Origin of the sequence: Paenibacillus sp. FSL R5-0744, assembly GCF_037972555.1 — a bacterium.
Classification (GTDB): Bacteria; Bacillota; Bacilli; order Paenibacillales; family Paenibacillaceae; genus Paenibacillus_AQ.
On the sequence record NZ_CP150228.1, the window covers coordinates 1867705 to 1894219 of the forward strand.

Genomic DNA, 26515 nt, shown 5'->3' on the forward strand with positions numbered 1-26515 from the left:
AGCGAATCCATTTAGAAACTGAGATTCGCTGCGGCTTTTTCTGGGTAGAGTGAAATGCGGAGGATATCAGCGAGAGTCTATTGATTACAAGGGATTTTGCCAAATGCTTAAGAAAAAAGCTACAATAGAAACAGTAAGACTAACTTAGAATCCGCACACATACAAAGGAGGGCACAACTGTGGCTATGGACCGGACACGTGTCGCCGTGGAGATATACGGAACTTCCTATAAACTCGTCGGAAGCAGCACTGAATATATGAAACAAGTGGCCCGTTATGTTGACGAACATATGCGCACGATTTCTAAATCACACAACAGACTGGATACGCCGCGCATAGCGGTGCTTGCAGCAGTACATATGGCGGAGCAGGCTATTCAGGTTCAGGATTTTAAAAATGAACTCAACATGATGACAGGTGAACGCAGTGAACTGCGATTGGAAGTATCTCGCCTGCTGGAGGTTCAGCGGGAGCGACAAGAAGAATATGAACGCCTTGAAGCGGCGGCTAAAGAAGAAGCTACACGACTGATTGCTGCGGTTGAAGAAGAGCGCAAGCGTCATCTGGAAATTCAGGAGAATGAGCGTAAAGTACATGCTAACCAGCTGCAAGAGGCAACCCAAGCGGCTGAAGCCGCACGAGAGAAGCTGGAAGAGGAGCTGCTTGCGCGTGAGCTGGAGTTGCAGGAACTGCGGGCAAGTTATGAGGCTGAACAGTCTGCTATGCGTGAGAATCATCGAGAGGAACTAGCGAATGCAGAAGCCATCCGTCTACAGCAGTTGGAAGAGCAGAAGGCAGCGCATTTGCAAGAGCTGGAGAACATCCGTGAGACGCTGACTAAGGAGAAGTCAGACTCCTTGTCTGCTCTGGAGCTTGAGTTAACCGAGACCAGATCAACCTTAGAGAAACAGCTTGAGGAAACCAAATCAACATTAGGTAAGGAACTCGAGAAGACGAAGTTGACACTGGGTAAGGAGCTTGAGAGCACGACAACGAAGCTAAGCAAGGAATTGGCTGAAGAACGGGAAGCTTTACAACGGGAGCTTGCTAAGAATAAGGAACTTCGTCAGTCACAAGGTACTCAGGAACATAGACATAAGCAAAACATTCAAGAGCTCGAGAAACAGCTGGCTGAGCTTCGTGGTGGAACAGGACAACTTCAGTCTAGACTCCGTTCGGCTGAAGCCAGTCTTAAGAGTGAACGAGATGCTCGTCAGACGCTGCTCGGACAATATGAAGCGGTGGTTAAACGTGAAGAACAGCTCAGTGAAGAGCTGCGTACTGCTACTGAGCTAGGCACGCTGTTGAATGAAGAGCTGGAAGAATTGCGCCAGCGTTATCAGCAGTCTCAGAATGAAGCATCACAGCTGCGGAAGTCACTCCAGGAAACGAATGACAATCTGCACCGTGTTCAGGAAGAACTCGCTGGATCTATGGCGGAGGCAGCAAATTGGCAGGAGCTCTCGGATAAACGGATGGAAGATATTAGTGAGCTTGAAATGAACCTACTGGAGACCGAAGAGAAATCTTTGGCGCTTCAAAAGGAGATTGAGATCCTTCGTGGTCAAGCGGATGGATTAGTACAACAGTTAGATCGGGAAGCTCAGCTTCGTACAGATGCAGAACACGAAACTGCAGCACTCCGTGAACAAGGTGGACAGGTTCAGAAGGAACTGTCTGCACTTCGTGAACGCTATGAGGAACTGATCTCTCAATATGATGAAGTGCTGCAAGATGGAGAACGTCTACAGGAAAGATATCAACTGCTGCAAGAAGAAGGCGAAGAGACAGCTCGACGCTTAGAGGAATTGTCTGAAGCTAGCCTTGAGGCCGCTGCTACGGTTGCAGAGCAGCAGGATGTTCTGAGGGAGGCAGAGGCGTACGGCGCTTCATGGAAGCAAAAGTACGAGGAATTATTCGAGCGACAGCAGCAGTGGAGTGATTTGGAAGCGAAGCTGCGTGAAGAGATAGATATTTGGCAGCAGGAGGCTGGTGAAGCTGAGGCTAAGCAGAAATCTATTGAACGTGAACGCAGTGAGGTGCTTCAGCAGCTTGGTGAAGTCGGCGAGAATTATGAATTGGCCCAAGGACAACTTCGTCTGCTACAGGTCCAGTTTGAGATGCATCAGAATGAGCTACAGAAGATGACGGATGAGCATCGTAATCTTCAAGAGGAATATGCCAAGCTTCAGAATGAATATAATGAATGGATTCAACTGATCGAACAGGACAGTTGAATGTCGGATGCAAGAAAGTGGGCTGTACCTGATGTGTAGAGAGATCTATTTCAGGTCAGCCCTCTTTGTTTAATAAGTTTCACACCATGTCTTATATTTCTCACTTAAATAAAAAGCCAATCGTCAGGGCAATTCCCTAACGATCGGCTTTTTAATGATTCATCTATTCCACAATGATTTTTGCGTTCATGCCGCTATGTCCGGATCCACACATAATCGAACAGGTCATTTCGAATGTGCCGGCTTCCTCTGGAACAATTACTTTCGAGGACTTTTTGCTATTAAGCTGGAGTTCGAATTCAGGGATAAGGATGCCGTGATTGCCGCTATCGTTTTTAAAAATAATTTTGACGGGTACACCTTTTTTTAGATGATATTCTTCCTGATCAAAGCTGTAATTCGTAGCTGTAATTGTAAGTTCTGTTTCTGCCTCGATCTCCGGCTCCGATGTGTTAGCATTGCCAGCAGCACTATCATTGCTGTTTCCACAGGCTGTAAGTGCTATAACGAACACAATTGAAAGTAGAATTGCGAATTTTTTAATGATCCAAACCTCCTCCCAAGAAGTCCAAGCATAGTGGAAATGTGACAATTATGTAGACATCATAACTTAAAATTTAAGTAAGCGCTTTGATTAAATGTGAAAAATCCGTGAACAAGGGAGACTGTTCAAACTTTGTCGTAAATTGCAAATAAATGATGAAAATATAACTAAAATTTATTATAATGAAAGCTATTACATTAACGTACAAAAGTAGGGGATACATATTTCAAGCACTAACGATACGCTAAATACGGAGGTTTGGCACCGTAGAATCTTAAAAGGTTATTGGATGGTAGTTATTCTTTTATTAATCTCACAGTTGCTGTTTTTGTCGAATATTGACCGACTTCAAATAAAAACAACCATGGACACGAATCTATGGCACCTATTCTTTGCTTGTAATTTACTAATTGTGGTCCTTATGATTACTGCGGAGCTGTGGCTTCGTTATAGTAAACAATCCCCTAAATATGGGGTGGTTAGTTGTGGATTTTTAGTGTCCTACCTTATGTATTTTGTATTAGAGCCTTTTGTCGATGGTGCTCAGATGACGCTCATGATGCCGATTATGGTCGCTCTAATTTATTTTGATCGTAAGCTCCTGTATCTAATGGGACTATTTAGTATTGTGTTTTATGCGGTAGTATATTTCGGGTTGGAAAGGCCATTCCTACATAAACCGCTGCTTGAATTCTTAATAGTAGAGTGTGTGTTTATAATATTTGTAGGGATGGCTCTTGCTGTAATTATTCGTGCGCGGGAAGCGCGTGTAAATCTGGAGAGATTAACGAAGGAAGGCCAAGATCTAATGGTGGAGAGGGCTATTTCGGATAAGCTGCTGAAGATAGATGCACTCACTGGACTATATAATCATAAAACCTTTCATGAATATTTGGATTCATTATTAGAGCAATGTGAAAGCAACAACCTTCAACTACAGCTGGCTCTCTTCGATATAGATAATTTCAAGCAAGTTAATGATACCTACGGACATAGGGTTGGGGACCTTGTTCTTAAGGTAATTGCGGACAAGGTGGGCGGTATGATTGAGTTAAATGATTTTGCGGCTAGGTATGGCGGTGAAGAATTCGCTGTGATTTTTACAGACAAAAGTTTTTCAGAGTCTTATGAGGCTGTAGAAAAATTACGGATCAATATTGCTCAAATCGAGCATTTGCAGGCTGGAAATAAGCCGATTACTGTCAGCATTGGAATTTGTGATTATCAGCTTGGGGATGGGAAAGAGCTTCTTTTTCGTAAAACGGACAAAGCGCTCTATACAGCTAAAAAGCAAGGTAAGAACAGAGTGGTCAATTGTGCTGAAAGTCATGAAGCGGAGATTGTGTCATAAGGATAAAAACAACACAGAACCCTTATTACCGGAAAAGAACCGGAAATAGGGGTTCTGTGTTGTGAATAGCTTTCGTTACTTTGCTGCCTCAAACGGCGTGGATACCGGCAAAAACAAATCAACAATACCGATGACCAACGCCGCCAGGATAGCTCCTAGAATGGAAACGCTGACTCCACTCACTACGAATTGAGCGACCCAGATGACTAATGCACTAACGATGAAACCGACGATACCGCGCCCGAAGGGCGTTGCTTTTTTGCCGAAGATTCCTTCGACAACCCAGCCGAGTAACGCAATCACCAGTGCAAGGATTAGAGCGCTCCAGAAGCCACCAACCGAGAACTGTGGAACAATCCAACTAACGACCATCAGAACAAGCGCTGCTACAATAAAACGACCCACATGACTCAAGAAATTCACTGTACTAACCTCCTTTGGCCCAAGCTAAGGATATGTGCAGTTCTTATTGTGACCTTAATACTTGTTTTTATGCTTTAACCGATACCAAATAGCGAAATTGGCTTGAATTCTGTATAATGGAAACATCTATGAAGGGAGCTGTGACTGTAATTGGACGACAAAATTTTGCATACGCTTGAATATCGCAAGATTTTAAATAAATTAATGCAATATACGCAAACCTCAATGGGGCGAATGACTGCGGAGCAACTAAGACCATCCGGTGATTTTGAAGGTGTGAAGAAGCTACTTCAAGCCACGGACGAAGCGGCTAATGTAGATCGTCTGAAGGGTATTCCTTCATTCGGCGGGATAAGCGATATTCGAGCAGCACTAAAACGTGCCTCTATAGGTGGAATGTTGGGAACAACTGAACTGTTGGCAGTGGGAACTACCATTGGCGGCGCACGAAGAGTTAAACGATTCCTGGCAGCTATGCATGAGGAGGAAAAGATTGAATTCCTATTTTCACTCAGCGATGTTTTATCGGAGCAAAAACATGTAGAAGATGCCATCCGTTTATGTATAGACGAGAACGCAGATGTACTTGACACAGCTAGCTCTGAATTAGCTACGATTCGCCGTGAATTGCGCGGAGGAGAGACCCGAATTCGTGAGAAGCTGGATTCCATGATTCGTTCTTCTTCCGTTGCTAAAATGCTGCAGGATCAGCTGGTAACCATTCGTGGAGATCGGTTTGTTATTCCTGTAAAAGCGGAGTATCGTGCGCATTTCGGTGGGATTGTACATGATCAGTCCGGATCAGGAGCCACTTTATTTATCGAGCCTGAGTCCATTGTGGCGATGAATAATAAGCTGCGTGAAACACGGCTGCGTGAAGAACGGGAGATCGAGATCATATTGCATAGGTTGACAGCGCTTGTAGCTGATATAGCCGAAGAAATGACTTATGATATCGATATTCTTGGTGAGCTTGACTTTATCTTCTCCAAGGCGCGTCTTGCCCGAGATATGAAGGCTACACAGCCTCGTATGAACGATCGCGGGTATTTGAAGCTGCGCAAAGGACGCCATCCACTTATTCCCGCGGAGCATGTGGTTCCTCTGGATGTGGAGCTCGGCAACCAATATAGCTCCATTATTGTAACCGGACCGAATACGGGTGGTAAAACCGTTACACTCAAGACCATTGGACTGTTGAGTCTCATGTCGATGTCTGGGTTATTCATCCCTGCAGAAGAAGGCAGTCAAATGTGTGTGTTTGATGCCATTTATGCAGATATCGGGGATGAACAAAGCATTGAGCAGAGTCTGAGTACATTCTCCAGTCATATGACGAATATTATTTCCATTCTGCGTAGAATGACTCCCAAGAGTCTTATTCTGCTTGATGAAGTAGGTGCAGGAACGGATCCTGCAGAAGGGTCCGCACTGGCGATTGCCATTCTGGAACATATTCACCGGACTGAATGCCGTATGGTCGCTACCACGCATTATAGCGAATTGAAAGCTTACGCTTATGAGCGTAAAGGGGTCATCAATGCCAGCATGGAATTCGATGTTCAAAGTCTCAGTCCTACCTATCGTTTGCTGATTGGTGTTCCTGGACGAAGCAACGCCTTTGCAATTGCAGAGCGATTAGGTCTGCCAGGTGCGATTCTGGAGCATGCACGCGGCGAAGTGAAGGAAGAGGATCTACGTGTAGAGCATATGATTGCCTCTCTCGAAGAGAATCGACTTGGAGCGGAACAGGAACATGAGCGAGCAGAGAGTATCCGCCGCGAAGTAGAGGAATTACGCGGCAGACAGCAGCAAGAGCTGGAGAAGCTGGAAAGTCAGCGAGATAAACGACTGGAGAAAGCGGAGAAAGATGCCAGCGCAATCTTGGAGAAAGCGCGTAAAGAAGCTGAGGAAATTATCAGTGATTTACGACGCTTAGCTATGGAAGAAGGCGCTTCAGTCAAAGAGCATAAGCTGATTGAAGCACGGAGACGTCTAGATGAAGCCGAACCTTCACCGCGTAAGAAAGCCGCTACTCGTAAGCCTGCTAAGACTCCGCGGACGATTGGTCCTGGTGACGAAGTGAAAGTAGATAGCTTAAACCAAAAAGGTTTTGTAGTGGAATTAAGCGGCTCTAAAGAGGCTTTAGTACAGTTTGGGATCATGAAGATGAAGGTAAGCCTGGATGATTTGGAACTGCTCTCTTCGAAAGCAGCCTCTGTACCAACGCCCCTTCGGCAGGCGACAACCGTTAAACGCTCCCGTGATGAGAACATTCGTAGAGAACTGGATTTGCGAGGTACGAATTTGGAAGAAGCGATTATGGAGACGGATCGTTTTATTGATGAAGCCTTCTTAGGAAATCTGGGCCAAATTTCTATTATTCATGGTAAAGGCACAGGTGTGCTCCGCACAGGAATTCAAGAATATTTGCGTAAGCACAGACATGTTAAGAGCTATAGGCTTGGAAATTATAATGAAGGCGGCGCAGGCGTAACCGTGGCTGAGCTGCAATAGCGGGATTGCCCGGCAGAAAGAAGGGAAAAGTGTGCAAGGAGATATTGATCTTTTGCTGGGTCATCCGCTAGGTGCCTTGCTTGGCTACTTTGCAGTAGCAATTCTTGGGCTTGTTGTATTTCTGTCTATTTTTGAAATGGTAACGAAATATAATTGCTGGGAAGAAATTCGCAAGGGGAACTTGGCAGTAGCCATGGCTACTGGTGGCAAAATCTTCGGAATTTGCAACGTACTGCGTTTCAGCATTGAATCAGGTGTTTCGATTTATGAGACGATGAAGTGGTCGGTCGTCGGTTTTTTGCTGCTGCTGCTTGCCTATTTTTTATTTGAATTCCTAACCCCAGTGTTCTCTATTGATGAGGAGATCGCTGCAGATAACCGTGCTGTTGGGCTAATAGCGATGCTGATCTCGGTTTCGTTGTCTTATGTGATCGGTGCAGCTATATTTTAAAAAAATAGAAAGTTCTGCACCTCCCTACAAAGGATTCCAGATGAAGCTGGACAAGCTTTGAAATGAGCAGCTCCACTTTGTGGAGTATTAGGAGGATATCATGAAGATTCTTACCCGAGTTCTGTTTGTGTCAGCTATTGCTTTTATAGCAGCCGGTATTATTTATTTAATGATGAACTAAATTTAAACGTGAAGTATGAAGGAGATTATTAAGATGGAAACAACTGTGTGCCCTTGGTGTCATACCGAAATCGTATGGGACGAGGAATTCGGACCCGAGGAAAATTGTCCTCACTGCAACAATGAACTTAACGGATATCGTACAGTTACTGTAGGGATAGACGGCATTGAAGAAGACGAAGAAGAAGTTGTAGAAGAACCTAAACAAGAGGTTATTAATGATGATGATCTTTGGGGAGACGTCGACAAAGACAGTGTAGTTCCTATTTACAACACGCTCAACCAATTCGGTGACGATTATGATTTGAATAAGTATGAAGAGCGTGTATCGGGCATCTTAGCGATTCAGGAAGAAGCTCCGGAATGTACACAATGCCATGAGTTAACTATCCTTGCTGGTAAACAGCTTGTTAGCAGCTTCGAGCCATCTGCACCGGCTACACTAGGTGGACCTGTATTAACATCTCCATTCTCCCTTAATGTGTATGTGTGCCCGTCTTGTTTCCATGTACAGCACAGTCTAGCGCAGGAAGACCGTATTCAGCTCGTACGTAATCTGAGTACCGATAAAGCATAAGCATCCTCATAAAAAGCTTAGCCCTCTTATTGACCATAAGGGGACTAAGCTTTTTTTATAAAAACCTCAATATTGCTTATTCACGTCCGTTTTCTAAGAAGGAGAAGGTTTGGCTGATCGTGTCAATGAGAATAGATCAAGCTCCGGCCGATGTTTACCCGCAATCGTATCTGTTAATAACTCCGCAGCAATCATGCTGTACACCGTCCCATTGCCCCCATAACCCTCGATGAAGTAGCAATGAGGGTACTTGGGATGAGGGCCGATATAAGGAAGCCCATCACGCGTAGAGCCGAATACAGCACCCCAGGAGTATTCTATCTCAATGCCTTTGATTTCAGGAAATAAAGCTTCCAGCTCTTCCAATAACCTTTGACTTTGTGAAATCACTCTGATATCACGGCGCTCTGGATCCGTCAACGGTTCATCTTTACCTCCTGCAATAATACGTCCCTCCGGTGTTGTCCGAAAATACAAATACGGTCGGGCGGTTTCCCAGAGGAGGCTCCGCTCATGCCACTTGGGGAATTCCTTCAGAGGTTTGGTCATCACTGCATACGTATTGATCAGCTCAGCGCCTCGGTCTTTTTTAAACTCCTGCGTTTCATAACCCATTGCAAAAATAACCTTCTTCGCAATAATACGTCCGTTCTCTGTGTGGCAAATTACTCCATCTTCAGTAAACTCATAGTGTTTAGCCTCGGTCTGCTCATAAACGTGTACACCATTCATTGCTGCCTTGGCGATCAGGCTGTGAACTGTCCGGAAAGGGTTCGCTTCTGCATCACTGCGTGAATAAAGTGCAGCAGGTTTAGAAAAAGAATACACCGAAGCAATTTTATCCTCTTCCCAGAAATCAGAATCGAATCCGTGAGCAACGAGGTTCTTATATTCTTCTCGCAGAGCAGGTACATCCTCTGGTGTACTGGCATATAGAAGGCTGCTGCGAGGAATGATCTGGGGATCGATATCGAGCTTGGCTGGCAGATCCAAAATATTTCTAACCCCTGCTTGGCATAACTGATAAAAGAGCAAGCCGTTCCTTTCTCCAAAAGTGTTCATACATGAGGTTAACGATTTGTCGTTAGATATCTGAAGTAAACCAGTATTGGCATGTGAGCTTCCGCTTCCGACGCGTCTTTTTTCGATCAGAACAGCCTCAGCTCCGCTTAAAGACAAGCGATAGGATGCCATTGCTCCACCCATTCCAGCCCCTACGACCAAGCAATCACAGTGAATGGTATCCTCTAGCACAGGATAAGTTGGTGGGTCTTGTAAAGTGCTTCTCCAAGGTGGGGTGCCGCTATTTAGTCTCATGAAAATGATCGCTCCTTCATTTGTTCCATAATTTAGTATGGGCGGCATTTTACCGTCTCATTCGCAGCATGTTCTTATTTTTGTCATAACTCTCTAGTGCTGTTGGGCAAATAAATGGTGTGCGTTGGCGGTATACTAAAGCCTGTTTGGATCAACTACAAGGAGGGACTACAACTCATGCAATCAATGCAAATGCAGGCACTAAGTGGAAAAGAATTGGAATATATCGCAGACTCCATCTCTAATGAGGACTTGCTTCTTAAGCAATGTGCGGCTACCGCCGCGACAACGCAGAACGAGCAGGTTCGACAAGTTTGTTTGCAGCATATCCAAAATCACACGCAGCACATGGATACACTTACTCAGTTACTCCAGCAGCATCAACAGTACGCACCAACAAGCCCACAATAATTGCATTATTAATCTTAAGGAGGTTATAAAATGAACGCACAGAATCCAGCAGCATTTATGCCAGATGAGGATTTAATGAACACCATTTTGTGTGATTTGAAGCGGACGGTTCGTGAGTATGCGACAGCTGCTACGGAATCGGCATGTCCAGCGGTTCGTCGGGTGTTTAACGACATGACCATGAACACGCTTCGACTTCAGGGCGAGCTTTATACGCAGATGTCCCAACTGAATATGTATCCTGCACCTGCAAAAGCATTGCGCCAAGATGTAGACAAACAGCTCCAAACTGCACAGCAATTGCAGCAAAAAGCCGGACAATTTGTTCAGCAAAAAACCGGACAAGCTGGATCCTTTGCTCACAATGCGAACGCTCATCTTCATTCGAATGGACAACATCAACCGTCTCATTTAATGTAACCAAGATGGTTAGCGGATGAAGCATCCTGCCACATAACCTTAAGGCTGACGCCCGTTTATACCGAGAGCTCCGGTATAAACGGGCGTTTTTTGTATAAAAATCCATTTAGCTGAGTAAACCTAGTCTTCTATGCGGATATCATATGGGGTTATTTTGTTTGCAGAGATGCTCAATTCATGTCATATTAGTATTAAACTCTTTTCGCGGGGCGACGCATGAATAGCGCAACGTCATTTGCGAACTATCCGGAGGGAAGGCATGAAGGAAATGAACGAACTAAAGAGGAAAGTGCTGGAACTGCTTAAAGAGGACGCGAGAAGATCTACTGCACTCTTAGCTACGCTGCTTGGCGAGGAAGAAGAAGACGTAAAGACAGCGATTGGGCAATTAGAGAAGGACCATGTAATTGTTAAGTATGCAGCCGTTGTAAACTGGGATAAAGTCGATGACGAGAAAGTGACAGCGCTGATTGAGGTACAGATTACACCCGAACGGGGTCGCGGATTTGAAGGCATTGCCGAGAGAATCTACCTGTATCCACAAGTGAAATCCGTTTATCTGATGTCAGGTGCTTACGATCTTCTGGTAGAAGTGGAAGGCCGAAACTTACGTGAAGTGGCCAATTTTGTATCCGAGAAGCTGTCTCCAATTGATTCAGTACTCTCAACTAAAACGAATTTCACCCTTAAAAAATACAAACAGGATGGGATCATCTTTGAGGAGCATGAGGAAGACAACCGTCTGATGATCTCTCCATAAAGGAAGTAATCATATGATCACGAATAAAACGCAGCTAACTGGAGAAGACAGCAAATCAATGAATTCTTATTTGGCCCCGCTGGTACAGCAAATTCAGCCTTCGGGTATTCGTAAGTTTTTTGATCTGGCTGCAGGGAGCAAGGATATCATATCACTCGGAGTCGGGGAACCTGATTTTAAGACCCCGTGGCATGTCAGAGAAGCTTGTGTCTATTCGCTGGAAAGAGGATTTACAGGCTATACATCCAACGCAGGAATGCCTGAACTAAGGGAGGGTATTGCGAACTATTTGCACACCCGTTTTGCAGTGGAGTATGATCCTGCCAATCAAATTATAGCAACGGTCGGCGGAAGTGAGGCAATCGATCTGGCTCTGCGCGCTTTGATCACGCCGGGCGATGAGATCCTCATACCAGAACCTTGCTATATTTCTTATTCGCCGATAACGGCTATTGGTGGAGGTATTCCTGTAGGTATCGAAACCATCGGAGAGAATGACTTTAAACTTACTGCAGAGAGTTTGGAAGCGAAGATTACTCCACGCTCCAAAGTACTAATTCTGTGCTACCCGAGCAACCCAACGGGAAGTGTTATGACCCGAGAGGATTGGGAGCCGATCGCCAAGGTTGTAGAGAAGCACGATCTTATTGTAATTTCGGATGAGATCTATGCGGAATTAACGTATGGAATTAATCATGTCAGCTTTGCCTCATTGCCAGGTATGATGGACCGTACGATTTTGGTCAGCGGTTTCTCCAAGGCTTTTGCCATGACTGGATGGAGAATGGGTTATGCTTGTGGTCACCCTGATTTGATCTCCGCTATGCTTAAGATTCACCAGTACACTGTGATGTGCGCTCCTTCTATGGGCCAGGTGGCTGCACTTGAGGCACTGACCAATGGGATGGAAGAGAAGGATCGAATGGTCGATTCTTATAACCAACGGCGGAGGCTGATTGTTAAGGGTTTGCGTGATGCGGGACTGGAGTGCCATGAACCACAAGGTGCATTTTATGCTTTTCCAAGCGTGCGCAAGACAGGACTGACATCTGATCAGTTTGCACAACGATTATTACTTGAATATAAAGTGGCAGCTGTACCTGGGAGTGTCTTTGGTTTAGGTGGTGAAGGTTACTTACGCTGTTCCTATGCTACTTCAGTAGCTCAACTGAATGAAGCTATAGAACGCATTGGTGCTTTTGTCACACAACTGGAACGAGAGAGAATGGAATAGAGAAAATTGGACTATAGCCTATCCTATAATCCTATGGTATTATTTTACTTTGAGAGTAATTAACCCCTATAATAGAACTAACAAGGACGTATTTTACTCTGGAATTAAGCGTTGCTTTGAAGTTTCTTTTATTACTTTAATGACATTTTGTGGCACGCGCTCAATAATACTTTTAGGAGGGATGATTGTGCTTAGTGCCGATTATTACTTACCTTCCTATGGAGGGCAGTGTTTTTCTGGAAGTGGGAAACTGTCCCCCAAGGGTGATGCTTCTGCTCGCATACTCTCTCTGGAAGATGAAATTAGAATACTCCGTAGCAAAATGGAGCAGCTTTTTTTGCAGGAAAAATCATTCACTTCAGATAATGTGATTGAAATTAGCAGTTTACTGGATCTCAAGATAAATGAATACATGAAGGGGCGTCCAGTTGGAAAATAACGTCGCTACATGCTGTTGAAGAGGACCCTAGGGTCCTCTTTTTGTTGTTCCTTTAAGCCTAAATGTCAGTTGCTAACTATACTCTTCATTTGCCATTTTTATATAAGAAAGCTTAAACTAGCATTATGTGATTTGAAGAATGGATAGGAGGAGTAAGCCATGGTGATCTATACACGCACGGGTGATGCGGGTCAAACTTCAGTGATTGGCGGCCGGGTTGGTAAGGACGATGTCCGAGTTGAAGCCTACGGAACGATCGATGAACTGAATTGCTTTGTAGGTCAGGCAAGGAGCCTGATGGAGGACGATCAGTTTGATGATGTACGCGAGCAGCTGCTGGAGATTCAGCATGAGCTATTCGATTGCGGAACCGATCTGGCTTTTATTAAGCTAGGTGATGGTGGTCAATATATGGTAACAAGTGAGATGGCTAAAAGGTTGGAGGGCTGGATTGATGAACTTCAAGCAGAGAATCCACCACTAGAAAAATTCATCCTCCCTGGGGGCAGTCCATTGGCTTCGGTTCTACATGTGTGCCGTACGGTTTGCCGCCGGGCGGAACGCCGGGCAGTTACACTTGGACGAAATGCAGACATTAATCCGGAAGCGGTTATTTATTTGAACCGGTTATCCGATTATTTCTTTGCGCTGGCTAGGACGGCTAATACACGGGCAGGGATTACTGATGTAGAATACATTCGCAGTAAAAAGGTGTTCCGAGACTAATATGACTAGCTATTATTCACCAATTACTTACATTATACCGCCAGAAGAGGATGACTGGTTGCTGAAGACGATCCTGCATAAACGGATGGATGTCTCACGTAAATTGTTGTCACGCCTTAAGCAAACAGAACAAGGGATTACATTAAATGGAGAACGTGTTTATATCAGCGTACATGTTAAGGCAGGCGATATTGTACAGATTCGCATGGAAACAGAGACTTCGGATGATATTTTACCGCAGCCGATTCCCTTTGAAATTCTATTTGAAGATGAGCATTTGCTCGTAGTAAACAAGGCAGCTGGGATCATCGTGCATCCCACACACGGACATTACACTGATACGCTGGCTAACGGAGTAGTTCATTATTGGGCGCAAAAAAATGAACGTTTCCGCTTTCGACCCGTCCATCGTCTGGACCAGGAAACCTCCGGTGTGTTAGTCATCGCCAAGAATCCGTATAGCCATCAGCATATTTCTGAGCAGATGATTGCGGGTACAGTGGACAAACGTTATGCTGCATTTGTTCATGGGGCTCCTGTGGAGCCTTTCGGCGATATCGACGGACCTATTGACCGTGATCCTGAGGAGCCGCATCGGCGTATCGTGACACCGGATGGTTATCCTTCTCTGACTCGGTATGAGGTTAAAACCGTATACGCACAAGGTTCAAAAGTTGAACTGAAGCTGGAGAGTGGTCGTACTCATCAGATTCGGGTCCATATGACCTCTATCGGCTGTCCTTTGATTGGTGATAGCATGTATCGTCATGAGCTGTATAATCTACCGGAATTGACTTTAACTCAAAGTGAACAGTTAGAGTCCGTTACAGCACTAGATGCCTCCATACCGCGTCAAGCACTGCACGCGGTGCGTCTGACGTTCAAGCATCCGGTGCTGCTGCAGGAAATGATCTTTGAAGCTCCTTTGCCGCCTGATATGGCGGCCTTGGAGAATGTATTGGAGCAAGACCCGAAAGCGAATTTGAGGTAAAAATTATCTTAGTGATGTTAAGCGGAGAGGGTGAATTGGTTCTGGAGAAACGGAGTTTCGCCTTTATCCTCGGATTTCATCCGCAACAAGCGGACTAAATCAAGAAATCTGAGGATAACAGCGATCGGAAGAATAATTTGCCAGCGTAGCGCACTCATCACTACCATTAAAGGAGAACAACATGAGCAAACTAAAAGTATATCAATATCCAAAATGCAGCACCTGCCGCAGTACAGTAAAATGGCTACAAGCTCAAGGTCATGAGCTTGAGCTTCAAAACATCGCAGAACAGCCGCCTACCGTTGAGGAGCTGCGTGAATTGCTGGCCAATAGCGGACTTGAACTGAAAAAGTTTTTTAATACAAGTGGTGAAGTCTATAAAGCATTGGGTCTTAAGGACAAAATGGCACAGCTTAGTGAGCAGGAAAAGCTTGAGCTGCTCGCAAGCCATGGCATGCTAAATAAACGTCCGATTGTCACTGATGGTGTTAAAGTTACGGTAGGTTTTAAAGAAGATCAATATGCTGAAGCTTGGAGCAATGCTTCCAAAGTATAAATCCGTAAAGGGGATGTCCCAACAGTCATTTTATGGCTGTTGCGGCATCCCTTTTTGTTATACTCTATTTGAAAAAACAAGAATTCTAGATGGAATTACAGGGAGCTAGGTACTCGGGTAAAGCTAATTATCCCCGCCTTAGGAACTGACACTTCAAGTAATCCTTTGTTGATTTGCTGGGTTTGTAAGCTGATGAGTTGTCCGCAACAATCTTTAACCTGTATCTTGTAGTACGCTGGGGAAAGAGAGCTTCGGATGACTAGCTTTTCGCTATAGGTTCCGTTCACAATGAATAAATGGGAAGCATCCTGATCTATAGGAACAACAGCATCGGCATAGATAGCGATAATTTGTATGTCGTCTTTTCGTGCAGTCACTAAAGGATATAGTAACTCCGGTTGCTGTGGGTATAACGCTCCTCTGAGCAGAACATCGCTATGCTCCCTGCTGAAAGCTAGCCAGAAACGCAGCATAGCTAAATAATCCTCCCCGATGTCATTAAGACGCAGGGAGATTTGCGGAACAGAGAAGATCACGTTGATCAATTGCATGGCCGCACTCTCTAAAGGTTCATTCGGGTTAAACATGATCATATCGGAATGAACAGCTGTATTTCCTGACAGAAGACGCAGGTCAAGTGTACGGACTCTGTTCTGAATAGAATCATTAGGGCAGTCGTTCGCTCGGAACATGTTGCCGTATTTTCGCATCAGAGGGCCTATATAGGTCTGGCGGAATTCAATCAGAATATCAGGTTTGATGGCTTTTAATCGATCCATAACATCGGAGAGCAAGCGGTCAACTGCTTCCGGCACCGATTCGTAATCCCTACCCTCTGCAGTTCCTTCCTTCTGATCTGGACTGAGTCTGAAGCTGTCCACGAAATCCAACTTTAGTCCGTCGATATCCCAGCCTGTAACGGCCTGTTCGTAGGTGTGGATCAAATACTCCCGTACATCTGGGTAACGAGGATCAAGCACGCCGGCGTTTAGTTTTTCATCTACGCGAAGCAGCTTATTCTCAAATTGACCCCATACCTTGCTGCATTTGCCTACAAACGGAACGGAATACCAAAGCATGTATTTCATGTCAAGTCGATGAACAGCTTCGACATGCGATTTCATGTCTGGAATCTTACCATCATAAACCTCCCAGTCGCCAGTAAAAGCGTAACCCCGATTGTTGTCGTCTGTTTGCCAGCCGTCATCGACGATAATGCTGTCACAGCCGAGTTCCTTAGCAAGTCTACATTGCTCCTCTAATTCGGCGGCGCTCAACGCTTGGTGGAAGGAATACCAGGTAGAGTACATAGGACGTAAGGCTGCATCAGGGACTGCGGCCGGTTTATAGCCGGGTAAGGTCTCCCACCATAATGTTACATCCTCCAACGCCTTATGGTATGGAATATTTCTATGGTCGATCCGAAGTGTAGCTTCATAATGGTCCATCTTCGGTAGGGCTTCTTCGAACAGGGTTACAGAGCATAGGAAACTGGAGTCCTCTTCATGGATACCGGCTTTAATGGACACATTGTTCAAGGCATCACTAAAAGCAAAGGTCATGCGGTTCTGTCCGCTTAAGTTGAACAGGGAAGCCACTGGCGCGAGGGAAGTACTTTTGGATTGGAAGCCATCGCCCCAATCTACCTGAAAAGCTTTATTTCGGTCCGTTCCCGGATGCCACAGGGAATGGATGTCAACTGCGGGGATAGACCACTCTATACGGCACACGGGTGGATAATCTTTTTGCAAGGCTGTTAACCGGATATGAATCAGAAAAAGATTCTCCTCGATGGTCTCAACAGTGGTAGTGCTCTCAAAGAAAGGGTTGTCGCTAATAAGAGTTACATGGGGACAGTCGTTGTTGATTAAAGTTTTCATAATGCCTCCTAGTTCAAAAAATAGATATTTACTGTTTACCATTCGTTATGAGTATAATATTTACGAAACATATAGTAAACAAGAATATATAATATAAATTATTATCTGATAAAAGCTTCATTAATAGCGAAAATAAATGATGAAAGCGATTAAATATAAGTATTGTCAAACAAAATAATCCCTGTTATATTAGAACCACGCATAAGTTCGCTGATGTTTAGTAAACAAACATAATTTAGATTGGCAAATGATTGGCTAAACTATAAAATGATTGTGAGGGGTGTTTCCCAAATATGAAGTGAAAAGGTGATTAGTTTTGGCAACTATTCGTGATATCGCAAGTCTGGCAGGGGTATCTGCATCTACTGTTTCCCGGGTGTTGAACGGAGATCCTTCATTATCGGTATTGGAGGAAACAAGGAGAAAGATTCTGTCCGCTGCGGAACAACTGCAATATAAAGGGAGTCAGCGACGTCCAGTAACTCATGCGGCACATCTGAAAGATTATAAAATTGGGTTGGTAACCTTTTGTTCGGAGCAATTTGAATCAGAGGACCCCTATTATTTGTCCATCAGACTGCAAATCGAAAAAGAGTTCAATCAGCTTGGTCTGCATATTACTCGTACTATCCGCTGGGTAAACCATGAATCCTATGAAAGCCTGTCAGGTTTAGATGGACTTATTGTGATTGGGAAATTCGAGTTTGATCCTTATAATTTATTTTTTAGTCGGATACAGAATGTCGTCTTTGTGGACTACTCACCGGATGAGAATCGCTTTGATTCCGTTGTTAACGACTTCGATAAAGTAACTCGAACAGCATTAGATCATCTTCTTGGACTTGGATATACGAGGATCGGTCTAATCAGCTCGCGTGATTTCATTAATCGTTTTGGCTCCAATTCCGGTACAGATTCATTGGATCAGCGGCAAAGTAGCTTTGAAGCTTATATGAAGCAAAAGAATTTGTACATGCCTGAACATGTCCACATCGGCAATAACTTTTCTATGTCCACTGGATATCAGCTCATGAAGGATGCGATTGAGAAGCAAAACTTGCCGGAGGCCTTTTTGATCGGTTCGGACCCGATGGCTATCGCAGCCGGAAGGGCGCTGAAGGAAGCGGGCTTAAAGGTTCCCAAAGATGTAGCCCTCGTCGGTATCGATGATATTGAAATGGCCGCCTATGCCAATCCGCCGTTAACGACGGTGAAAATCTATACAGAACAGATGGGTCAGAGCGCGGTAAAGATGCTGCTGGAACGTATCGGTGGTAGAGAAGTGCCGTTAAAGATTGTACTTCCATCTAAACTGATCATCAGAAGCAGCTGCGGTGCAGAAACCCATTCATCTGAAGGTAGTTAAACATTCAAAAGGGGGACAACATGATGAAAAAATGGTCTTTGATTGTTTTATCTCTGCTTGTTGTAATTGCGTTATCCGCTTGCTCCGGTAACGGAGGAAACACAGCCCAAAGCTCCTCAAACTCTGGCGGTAACAGTGGGACTCCTAAAGGGAAAATTACGTTTGCTTATTGGGGGGCCCAGTCAGAGGCTGACGCCATTAAGCAAGCGATAGATAACTTTAAGAAGACTTATCCAGATATTCAAGTAGAAAGTCAATGGATTCAAAAGGATTATCTGACGAAATTACAGACGATGATTGCCGGGGGGACTGCACCGGATGTGATGCTGATCTCCGGAGGGGATTTACCTGGTTTTGCAAACGCTTTCCAAGAATTAGAAGTGGATGGATCCGTCTTCAGCTCACCTACACTGCTTGATTCCATGAGTGTAGATGGCAAAGCCTACGCGGCGCCTTTCATTATTAAGCCTAAGGTTATGGCAATTAATGTGGACCTTTTTGAGAAGAATGACATTCCGCTTCCGAGCAAAACGGAGCCAATGACGACTGATGAGTTCAATGATATCGCCAAGAAGCTAACATCTGGTGAGGGAGCTACCAAGGTTTTTGGTTCTGAACCGCTATACCTGGGCAACTGGATCTATTCGTTCGGTGGGCAATTCTATAGTGATGATCTGACCCAATCAGCATTGGGTGAGCCTGAAGCCATTAAAGCCGCTGAGTATATGGTTGCTTCCAAGCAAGAGGGTATTGTACCGAATGATACAGAAAAACAAGGTCAGAACATGATGAACTGGTATCTTGGCGGCAGAATCGGTATGTTCACCGACTTTGGTCCTTGGTACCTACCGCAGATGGCTGAAGTAGAAAGCTTTAAATGGGATCTAGTACCGTTCCCTGGAGGTGGCGGTTCTAAGGAAGTCAACGGTCTGGCACTTAGCAAAGACAGCAAGAACGCGGAAGCGGCTAAGATTTTCATTAATCACCTGACACAGAATGAAGAAACTCAAAAAATTATTGGCGGCAACAAAAATGCCTATGGAATTCCTGTTCTGAGCAGTGCTACTAGTGCATTTGAAGCCATTTATCCGGATAAGAATCTGAATGCCTTCGTTCTTGCTGCGGAGAAGCAGCATGCACAGGAAGCTCAGAAGCGTACGAATGAGATCGGTAACGAGATGAAAGCTATCGACGATACGACCCCGATCGGAATTGGTCAAAAGGATGTTAAGGAAGTATTCCCGCAGGTAGCAGAGAAGATTAATAAGATCCTACAACAAAACTAACGGGAGAATACTATGAATGGAATAATAGAAGGGATTTACAATTTCTATGAAGGAATGGGGATGCCGGCAGAATTACTGCCGCTTCTCCCTTTTCTGACCGTGATTGCGCTGGTCTTCATTGTTATTTTTGTATTGATGAGAATGCTGGTGAAGAAGAAGATTATGCATACCAAAACGGCTAGCTTTTATATGTTCGTTTCGGTCTGGATTATCGGTTTTCTATTGTTTACGGTAGGCCCGATGATCTTCTCGTTCTATATCAGCTTCAATAAATGGGAAGTGGTCAGTGATCCGCAGTGGACGGGGCTGGACAATTACCGGATGCTGTTCAAAGACACACTTTTCTATAAATCGTTGTCCGTTACTTTTTATTACACATTGGTAAGTGTTCCGCTGCAGGTCATTTTGTCGTTTGCTATTGCAATCCTGATGAATCTGAAGCTTCGCGGTATTTATATTTTCCGTACGATCTATTATCTCCCTACCCTGGTGCAGGGTGTTGCACAAATGGTACTGTTCATCTGGATCTTTAATCCGAATGTCGGTCTCGTGAACTCGCTGCTGCGTTTGGTTGGCATTGAAGGTCCTGGTTGGTTCTCCAGTCCGGATTGGTCGATGCCTGCGGTAATTATTATGAGCCTTTGGACCGTTGGCGGTAATATGATCATTTATCTGGCCGGCTTGTCAGACATTCCGCAAAGTTTATATGAAGCGGCCGAAATCGATGGTGCCACTGCCGCGAGAAAAATATGGCATGTTACTCTGCCTCAGATCTCGCCTATCCTTTTCTTCAATACAGTCACAAGTATGATAGGCGCCTTCCAGACGTTTACCCAAGGTTTCATGATCAACGGAGGGCCAGATAATTCATTGCTTTTCTATGCTTATTACCTATATCAAAATGCCTTTATGTGGTTCAAAATGGGCTACGGTTCTGCGCTGGCCTGGGTACTCTTTGTAATTATCCTAGTGTTCACCGCGATTGTATTCCGCAGCAGTGCTTTATGGGTGTACTACGAAACAGAGCAAACCGGAGGGAGGAAGCGTCGTGTCCGTCAAAAAAGAGCGTAATTCTGCTAAGAAAAAGTGGCACTGGCTGGCCTATCTTCTGCTGCTAATCGGGAGCGTTGCGTTCCTGTATCCATTTGTTTGGATGGTCTCTGCCTCATTGCGAAGTCTAGAGGAGCTTGCAGTTTCGGGGATGAGTATTTGGCCGGAGCACTGGCGTTGGGCCAACTATGCCAAGGCACTCACCGCCTTTCCATTCCCGCAATATTTGCTTAATACCTTGATTACAACCGTTCTGCCCATTATAGGTACGGTGCTGTCCTGTTCGCTTGTCGGCTACGCGTTTGCTCGGTTAAAGGTTAGAGGAAGCGGATTCCTATTCGTACTCGTCCTCTCAACCATGCTGCTACCCGGCGAAGTAACGATGATCCCACAGTTCATTTTGTTCAAAAAGCTGGGCATGCTCGATACACTTTATCCATTGATCGTTCCGGCTTTCTTTGGCTCAGCATTCTATATTTTCTTATTGCGCCAGTTTTATTCTCGGTTGCCTGTTGGGCTTGAGGAAGCGGCAATCATCGACGGATGCGGTTACTTTAAAATTTGGCGGACGATCTTCCTCCCGCTGTCCAAACCGGCTTTGATGGCTGTTGGCGTCATGGTCTTCATGGGATCCTGGAACAACTTCATGGGGCCGCTGATTTATATTAACAGTGATAAATGGAAGACGCTCACGCTTGGACTCGCTGGATTTCAAGGCACCTATGCCACAGATACCAATTTGTTGATGGCTGCAGCAGTCGTAATAACTCTGCCATGTATACTATTGTTCTTTACATCGCAAAAGGCATTTATGGAGGGTCTGACCTTCTCGGGTTCTAAGGAAAGCTAAACAGAATAACAGGAGTGACTTTGAGATGACTCATCTGAATGAAATAAAGTCTAAAGCAGGTGCAGTAACTTTCCAATCCTCTGACAAAGAGTTGAACGAAGGTTTTGTCTGGGCCAAACAGCAGGCACTAGCATATGCCCATTTTGGTGAAGATGCCGTTGGGCTATGGTATGAGGCAGCATTGCCTGAACGTGAAGCGTTTTGCATTCGTGATGTTATGCATCATAGCAATGGAGCTGCTGTACTGGGGCTTCGACTTCATACTAAGAATATGATCATGCGTTTTGCTGAGAACATTTCGGAATCGCGGGACTGGTGTACATACTGGGAGATCACTAAGGACAATGTGCCTGCCCCAGTTGATTATGATAATGACCAGGACTTCTGGTACAATCTCCCTGCAAACTTCGATATTATCGACACAAGCTGGCGACAATACCAATGGACGGGCGATAACTATTATTTAAACGATAGCAAGCTGCTGGTGTTCTTCGAATTAACATTAAATGAATATACGAAGACTTGGGATAAAGATGGCGATGGTCTATTGGAGTATTATCCGGAGTATGGCCGCAGAGGTTTAGCGACTTTCAATGAAGCTGGACTTCATCCGCTACTCGGCGGTGATATGATCGGTGCACAGATTTCTGGATACCGAGCGTTTGCTCATCTCGCTAGTCTTAGAGGCCAAGCTGGAGAAGCGAAGCAGTATGCCGACAAGGCGAAAGAACTGGAACAGCTTTACGAGAAAGACTGGTGGAATGAAGCAAAAGATCGTTTCTACGGTGCGATGCTGCAAGACCGGTCCTTCGTAACGGACTATCATGCTGAGGGCAACTTTCTTCCACTCTATTACGGTTCGATCAGCAATCAGGAAAAACTGCGTATGGCGCTGGAGGATGTCAAAGTCAATCGTGTAGCCAATGTTGAGGGGAAAACCTATCTGCCGGATATTTTCTATCGGTATGGAGAGAAAGAGGAGGCCTTCAACGAGTTGAAGGAGCTGGTTGACCCTACTCTGGATCGCCGGGATTACCCAGAAGTGTCTTATTGCGTGATTGGTTCCATAGCTACCGGATTGATGGGAATTGCGGCGAATGGAGCATCTTTAATCAGCACACTGCCTGCCCTTGCAAATTCTCTGAAATGGGCGGAGATGGGGGAGATCCCAATTCTCGACCGTACTCTCACGGTTAAACATAATGGCAACACAGAAAGTGTAGTTACGTTACAATCTGGAGAGCCTTTTGTCTGGAGAGCGGCCTTCCCTGGAAATGTTAGTAAGTTATACCATAACGGCACTGCCATCACAGCAAAGCAGGAATTAACTGATGGTAGAGGACTAATTAGCTTTATTACACTTGAAGTAGCTGAAGGTGAGACACACCATGTGTCCGCTGTGCAATAATCGTATCTAGCTAAATAACAAAAGGCCATGCTTCTCATTTTGAGAGCGTGGTCTTTTATGTTAATTTCAAAGGATAAGAATAAGCTCCCATATGTGTAACTATATGATCCCTTATCAGATCATGTATTTTCTGATAGAATACTCTTTGTGCAATAACATGGACAAGCGCTTAATAATAATACAATGAACGATTAAGGGAGAGGTTTATACATGAGAGCAGAAACAACGGGCCGTGTAATGCTTGTAGATGGAATGGCTCTGCTGTTCCGGGCCTTTTATGCGACCTCTTATGGAGGATATATTCGCAAGACAAAAGCTGGATTGCCGACGAATGCGGTGTATGGTTTTTTGCAGTATTTTTTCGATGCGGTAAGCACATTTGAGCCTTCTCACGTCGTATGCTGCTGGGATATGGGCAAAGGAACGTTCCGCACCGAGAAATACGATGGATACAAATCGAATCGGATTGAAGCCCCGTTAGAGCTGATTCCACAGTTCGATCTAGTAAAAGATGTAGTAGCTGAGCTTGGGGTGCCGAATATAGGACTTGCAGGCTATGAAGCGGATGATTGCATTGGTACGCTGGCTTCTTGTTACAGTGAAAACTCTGAGGTATATATTTTGACGGGTGACCATGATATGCTTCAGCTCATTGATGAGAATGTTAAGGTCGTCATTATGAAAAAGGGACGCTCTAACTATAAAGTGTATGACCTTGCAGAATTGCTGGAGGAAAAGGGTCTAACGCCTAGACAGGTGATTGACCTGAAAGGCTTTATGGGCGATACCAGTGATAATTATCCCGGCGTAAAAGGGATTGGTGAGAAAACTGCGCTGAAACTGCTGACCGAATACGGAACAGTTGAAGGTGTAATTGAGAATCTGCATCTGCTCCCTAAAGGTGTTCGTACCAAAATCGAAGCAGATCTGGATATGCTGCATTTATCGCGAGAGCTAGCGGAAATCCGTTGCGATGTACCAGTGGTCTGCGAGCTGACGGAAGCCTTGTGGCAACTACAGCGGGAAACAGCTGCGCGCAAATTTCAGGAGCTAGAGTTCGGCAGCTTGATGCATTTGATTGCTGAGGTGCAGGACGAACGAGGAATTGTACAGATTGAGTTAGGCGATTTGGGTTAAGATCAGACACCCTTCATGCAAAGATGCATGGAGGGTGTTTTGTTAAACTATAAGAACGTATAAGTTTCACACTATACATTATCCTTATCTTTCTCTCTTAAACGCCTTTTGCGTCCTTATAAGGACGCAAAAGGCGTTTATACTTGTTGTGATAGCGCTTCATTCGACGTATAATTAGGGCTGGTGATTGCTTTTTTTATGATATTATTCATTTGTGTATGGGTAGCGTTTCAACTTCTAACTAGAGAAAGGGAGAGAATTGCTGTGAAGCTATTGGGAGCGATTGAAGCAGGCGGAACAAAGTTTGTATGTGGGATTGGTTATGAGGATGGTACCATTGTTGACCGAGTTAGCTTTCCGACAACAACACCGGAAGAAACGATGGGACTAGTAATAGACTATTTTAAAGAGAAGAATGTAGAAGCATTCGGAATCGGATCTTTTGGACCGATTGATCCCGTACTGGACAGCCCTACTTATGGTTACATAACAACGACACCAAAACCTCACTGGGGACAATATAATCTGGTAGGCACAATGGCTGAGCAATTTAACGTTCCGATCGGCTTTGACACGGATGTGAATGGTGCAGCGCTTGCGGAAAGTAAATGGGGAGCGGCTAAAGGTCTGGACAGCTGTCTTTATATTACGGTTGGGACAGGCATTGGAGCAGGAGCGGTTGTTGGCGGCCAGATGGTCCATGGATTGTCACATCCTGAGATGGGACATATTCTAGTTCGTAGACATCCAGAGGATACGTTTGAGGGTTACTGTCCTTATCATGGCGATTGTCTTGAAGGATTAGCCGCAGGTCCGGGGATCGGCAAACGCTGGGGACAACCGGCAGGAGAGCTATCAGTGGACCATCCGGCTTGGGAAATGGAAGCCCACTATCTTGCACATGCACTCATGAACTATGTGCTGATTCTGTCTCCTCAAAAAATCGTAATGGGCGGTGGTGTTATGAAGCAAAGCCACCTGTTCCCGTTAATTCGAACTAAGCTGCAAGAGTTATTGAGCGGATATGTTCAGCATCCATCGCTTAATATTGACATCGATAATTATGTTGTCTCACCAGGTCTTGGAGACAATGCAGGGCTTGCTGGAGCGATTGGATTGGCTACATTAGCTCTAGCTAGAAGCTAGTATAAAAAGACATTGACTGTTCGGTAATATATGGTATTCTAGGATCTAACAGTATAGCATTTAATGAGGGAGCACCTCTTTCGCGTTTATCGTGAGAGAGGTGCTTTTTTGCGTTCGGGGTCGGATTGAGAAAGGATTTGTTCGCTCCGAAGGAGGCTCTTCCCGGAAGGTTATTGTGCTTGCTGTAATGTTGAGAAAGGTAGGGATGAATATGCAAATTGTGTTTATGAACCGTTTATCCAGAATATCTGGAGTGGATCAAGAGGTGTACGCCCAGCTGTGGATTGGAGAGGAAGAGGGGATCTGGAGTTTGGGCTGGCGTGATTTTTCAGGTGGGGAGAATTACATTGAGAATTTGTGGTATGAAGGTGGTTCATGGAATGAGATGCTCTGTGTATACAGGCATGAGCTAGCAGTGAAGATGGGAGATGGCTATCGACCCTTAATCGATGGGATATTCCACGAGGAGGATAGTCTTACTGGGCGTAATCAGGAGCAGCTGAAGCTTCAATATTACAGCGAACATTATGGGAATGAAGCCATTTATGAAGAGTTATGTGCTTGGCGCCGTGGTAAGGCTTCGAGTGAACGGAAGGCGCCCTATATTCTCGCCAGTAATCGTCTGTTGCGCTTGTTAAGTACATTTCTACCGCATACGCCAGAGGAACTGATGCAAATTCCGGGTGTTGGAGAAGGCAAGATAGCGCAGTTTGGGGCTGATTGGCTGGCTATAACTACTGCGGTGGCAAGGGAGCATTCCTTCCCTCTAAATTGGGTGCATGAAGTAATTGAAGAGGAGTCTTTCGTCTCTTGGCTTTATAAACAGAAAGAAGTCAAATATAAGAAGCAGCTAGAACGACTGCGCTTGCGGAGGATTTTGCTACAGGGGATCGAGAATGGGTTGGGCTTGGAACAGCTTAAGGTGAATAGTGGAGTGAACCGGCGTGAACTGATTGAAGCGGTAGAGGAGCTAGAAAGAGAAGGTTATTCCGTCGAGAAGCTGATCCATGTAGAGCTTGGCAATATGCCGCAGAATGAGCAGGATGCGATATGGAATGCCTATGTGGAGCTCGGGGATCTTTTCCTAAAACCGGTGTTACATAAGGTGTATGGTGACGATTTTTCCGCTGCTGAAGGATTGGATATTTATTATGAGCGTCTGCGATTGATACGCATCCGTTTCCGTCGAGAGCAGACGCATAAAGTGGGCATGGCGACCAGCTTTTAAATTTGCGCATACCAAAAAGACGAAGGCTTC

25 protein-coding genes are annotated in these 26515 nt (G+C 45.0%); 21 read left to right on the forward strand and 4 right to left on the reverse strand.

The window, feature by feature from the left end:
• Positions 1-185: 185 nt before the first annotated feature.
• The gene (locus MKY19_RS08110) at positions 186-2237 is read left to right on the forward strand and encodes a hypothetical protein (RefSeq protein WP_339271548.1); all 2052 of its coding nucleotides are present in this window, start codon (positions 186-188) and stop codon (positions 2235-2237) included.
• Between the two features lie 163 nt (positions 2238-2400).
• On the opposite strand, the gene MKY19_RS08115 is transcribed toward MKY19_RS08110, so the two are convergent.
• Positions 2401-2751 carry a cupredoxin domain-containing protein gene (locus MKY19_RS08115; protein ID WP_339269787.1) on the reverse strand — a complete coding sequence of 117 codons (351 nt, stop codon included), beginning with the start codon at positions 2749-2751 and terminating at the stop codon, positions 2401-2403.
• 319 nt (positions 2752-3070) lie between these two features.
• Between MKY19_RS08115 and MKY19_RS08120 the strand changes: the two genes are divergently transcribed.
• The gene (locus MKY19_RS08120) at positions 3071-4132 is read left to right on the forward strand and encodes a GGDEF domain-containing protein (RefSeq protein ID WP_339269789.1); all 1062 of its coding nucleotides are present in this window, start codon (positions 3071-3073) and stop codon (positions 4130-4132) included.
• 75 nt (positions 4133-4207) lie between these two features.
• On the opposite strand, the gene MKY19_RS08125 is transcribed toward MKY19_RS08120, so the two are convergent.
• Complete coding sequence (locus tag MKY19_RS08125) at positions 4208-4555, reverse strand: phage holin family protein (protein ID WP_042186173.1); 348 nt, start codon at positions 4553-4555, stop codon at positions 4208-4210.
• A gap of 150 nt (positions 4556-4705) precedes the next feature.
• On the opposite strand from MKY19_RS08125, the gene MKY19_RS08130 reads away from it, so the two are divergent.
• The 3 genes from MKY19_RS08130 (at position 4706) to MKY19_RS08140 (ending at position 8280) form a co-directional block, all read left to right on the forward strand.
• Positions 4706-7072: an endonuclease MutS2 gene (locus MKY19_RS08130; protein ID WP_339246238.1), complete on the forward strand. Its 2367-nt coding sequence runs from the start codon at positions 4706-4708 to the stop codon at positions 7070-7072.
• Between the two features lie 31 nt (positions 7073-7103).
• Positions 7104-7523, forward strand: a complete 420-nt coding sequence (locus MKY19_RS08135) for a DUF350 domain-containing protein (protein ID WP_042125581.1) — start codon at positions 7104-7106, stop codon at positions 7521-7523.
• A gap of 214 nt (positions 7524-7737) precedes the next feature.
• The gene (locus tag MKY19_RS08140) at positions 7738-8280 is read left to right on the forward strand and encodes a hypothetical protein (RefSeq protein ID WP_339269792.1); all 543 of its coding nucleotides are present in this window, start codon (positions 7738-7740) and stop codon (positions 8278-8280) included.
• 93 nt (positions 8281-8373) lie between these two features.
• Here the strand turns inward: MKY19_RS08140 and MKY19_RS08145 are convergent, their stop codons facing one another.
• Positions 8374-9597: an FAD-dependent oxidoreductase gene (locus MKY19_RS08145; protein ID WP_339269794.1), complete on the reverse strand. Its 1224-nt coding sequence runs from the start codon at positions 9595-9597 to the stop codon at positions 8374-8376.
• Between the two features lie 177 nt (positions 9598-9774).
• Between MKY19_RS08145 and MKY19_RS08150 the strand changes: the two genes are divergently transcribed.
• The 8 genes from MKY19_RS08150 (at position 9775) to MKY19_RS08185 (ending at position 15134) form a co-directional block, all read left to right on the forward strand.
• Complete coding sequence (locus MKY19_RS08150) at positions 9775-10008, forward strand: spore coat protein (protein WP_042186181.1); 234 nt, start codon at positions 9775-9777, stop codon at positions 10006-10008.
• A 30-nt stretch (positions 10009-10038) separates the two neighbouring features.
• Complete coding sequence (locus MKY19_RS08155) at positions 10039-10428, forward strand: spore coat protein (RefSeq protein ID WP_042186183.1); 390 nt, start codon at positions 10039-10041, stop codon at positions 10426-10428.
• A 259-nt stretch (positions 10429-10687) separates the two neighbouring features.
• Entirely contained in the window at positions 10688-11188 is a 501-nt protein-coding gene (locus MKY19_RS08160) for an Lrp/AsnC family transcriptional regulator (RefSeq protein WP_042125589.1), read from the forward strand.
• A gap of 13 nt (positions 11189-11201) precedes the next feature.
• Positions 11202-12422 (forward strand): aminotransferase class I/II-fold pyridoxal phosphate-dependent enzyme, encoded by a 1221-nt coding sequence (locus tag MKY19_RS08165; RefSeq protein ID WP_042186187.1) that lies wholly within the window; start codon positions 11202-11204, stop codon positions 12420-12422.
• Between the two features lie 250 nt (positions 12423-12672).
• Complete coding sequence (locus MKY19_RS08170) at positions 12673-12861, forward strand: aspartyl-phosphate phosphatase Spo0E family protein (RefSeq protein WP_052404481.1); 189 nt, start codon at positions 12673-12675, stop codon at positions 12859-12861.
• A 159-nt stretch (positions 12862-13020) separates the two neighbouring features.
• Entirely contained in the window at positions 13021-13587 is a 567-nt protein-coding gene (locus MKY19_RS08175) for a cob(I)yrinic acid a,c-diamide adenosyltransferase (protein WP_042186191.1), read from the forward strand.
• 1 nt (position 13588) lies between these two features.
• On the forward strand, positions 13589-14578 hold the full coding sequence (locus tag MKY19_RS08180) for an RluA family pseudouridine synthase (protein ID WP_339269797.1): 990 nt from the start codon (positions 13589-13591) through the stop codon (positions 14576-14578).
• 181 nt (positions 14579-14759) lie between these two features.
• On the forward strand, positions 14760-15134 hold the full coding sequence (locus tag MKY19_RS08185; RefSeq protein ID WP_339269799.1) for an arsenate reductase family protein: 375 nt from the start codon (positions 14760-14762) through the stop codon (positions 15132-15134).
• A 95-nt stretch (positions 15135-15229) separates the two neighbouring features.
• Here the strand turns inward: MKY19_RS08185 and MKY19_RS08190 are convergent, their stop codons facing one another.
• Positions 15230-17014 (reverse strand): glycoside hydrolase family 36 protein, encoded by a 1785-nt coding sequence (locus MKY19_RS08190; RefSeq protein WP_339269801.1) that lies wholly within the window; start codon positions 17012-17014, stop codon positions 15230-15232.
• Positions 17015-17330: 316 nt separating this feature from the next.
• Between MKY19_RS08190 and MKY19_RS08195 the strand changes: the two genes are divergently transcribed.
• From MKY19_RS08195 to MKY19_RS08230, 8 genes are all read left to right on the forward strand, one after another.
• The gene (locus tag MKY19_RS08195) at positions 17331-18380 is read left to right on the forward strand and encodes a LacI family DNA-binding transcriptional regulator (protein ID WP_339269803.1); all 1050 of its coding nucleotides are present in this window, start codon (positions 17331-17333) and stop codon (positions 18378-18380) included.
• 20 nt (positions 18381-18400) lie between these two features.
• A complete protein-coding gene (locus tag MKY19_RS08200) occupies positions 18401-19666 on the forward strand; it encodes a sugar ABC transporter substrate-binding protein (protein WP_081951063.1) in 1266 nt (421 codons plus the stop codon).
• A gap of 12 nt (positions 19667-19678) precedes the next feature.
• Positions 19679-20737 carry a sugar ABC transporter permease gene (locus MKY19_RS08205; protein WP_339269805.1) on the forward strand — a complete coding sequence of 353 codons (1059 nt, stop codon included), beginning with the start codon at positions 19679-19681 and terminating at the stop codon, positions 20735-20737.
• Positions 20715-21566, forward strand: a complete 852-nt coding sequence (locus MKY19_RS08210) for a carbohydrate ABC transporter permease (protein WP_339269807.1) — start codon at positions 20715-20717, stop codon at positions 21564-21566. Before MKY19_RS08205 ends, MKY19_RS08210 begins: the two co-directional genes overlap by 23 nt.
• 25 nt (positions 21567-21591) lie before the next feature.
• Positions 21592-22974, forward strand: coding sequence for a hypothetical protein (locus tag MKY19_RS08215; RefSeq protein WP_339269809.1), 1383 nt, complete (start codon positions 21592-21594; stop codon positions 22972-22974).
• A gap of 210 nt (positions 22975-23184) precedes the next feature.
• Positions 23185-24111: a 5'-3' exonuclease H3TH domain-containing protein gene (locus MKY19_RS08220; RefSeq protein WP_042186207.1), complete on the forward strand. Its 927-nt coding sequence runs from the start codon at positions 23185-23187 to the stop codon at positions 24109-24111.
• Positions 24112-24375: 264 nt separating this feature from the next.
• A complete protein-coding gene (locus MKY19_RS08225) occupies positions 24376-25257 on the forward strand; it encodes an ROK family protein (protein WP_339269811.1) in 882 nt (293 codons plus the stop codon).
• A 211-nt stretch (positions 25258-25468) separates the two neighbouring features.
• Complete coding sequence (locus MKY19_RS08230; protein ID WP_339271550.1) at positions 25469-26485, forward strand: HRDC domain-containing protein; 1017 nt, start codon at positions 25469-25471, stop codon at positions 26483-26485.
• Positions 26486-26515: the final 30 nt, after the last annotated feature.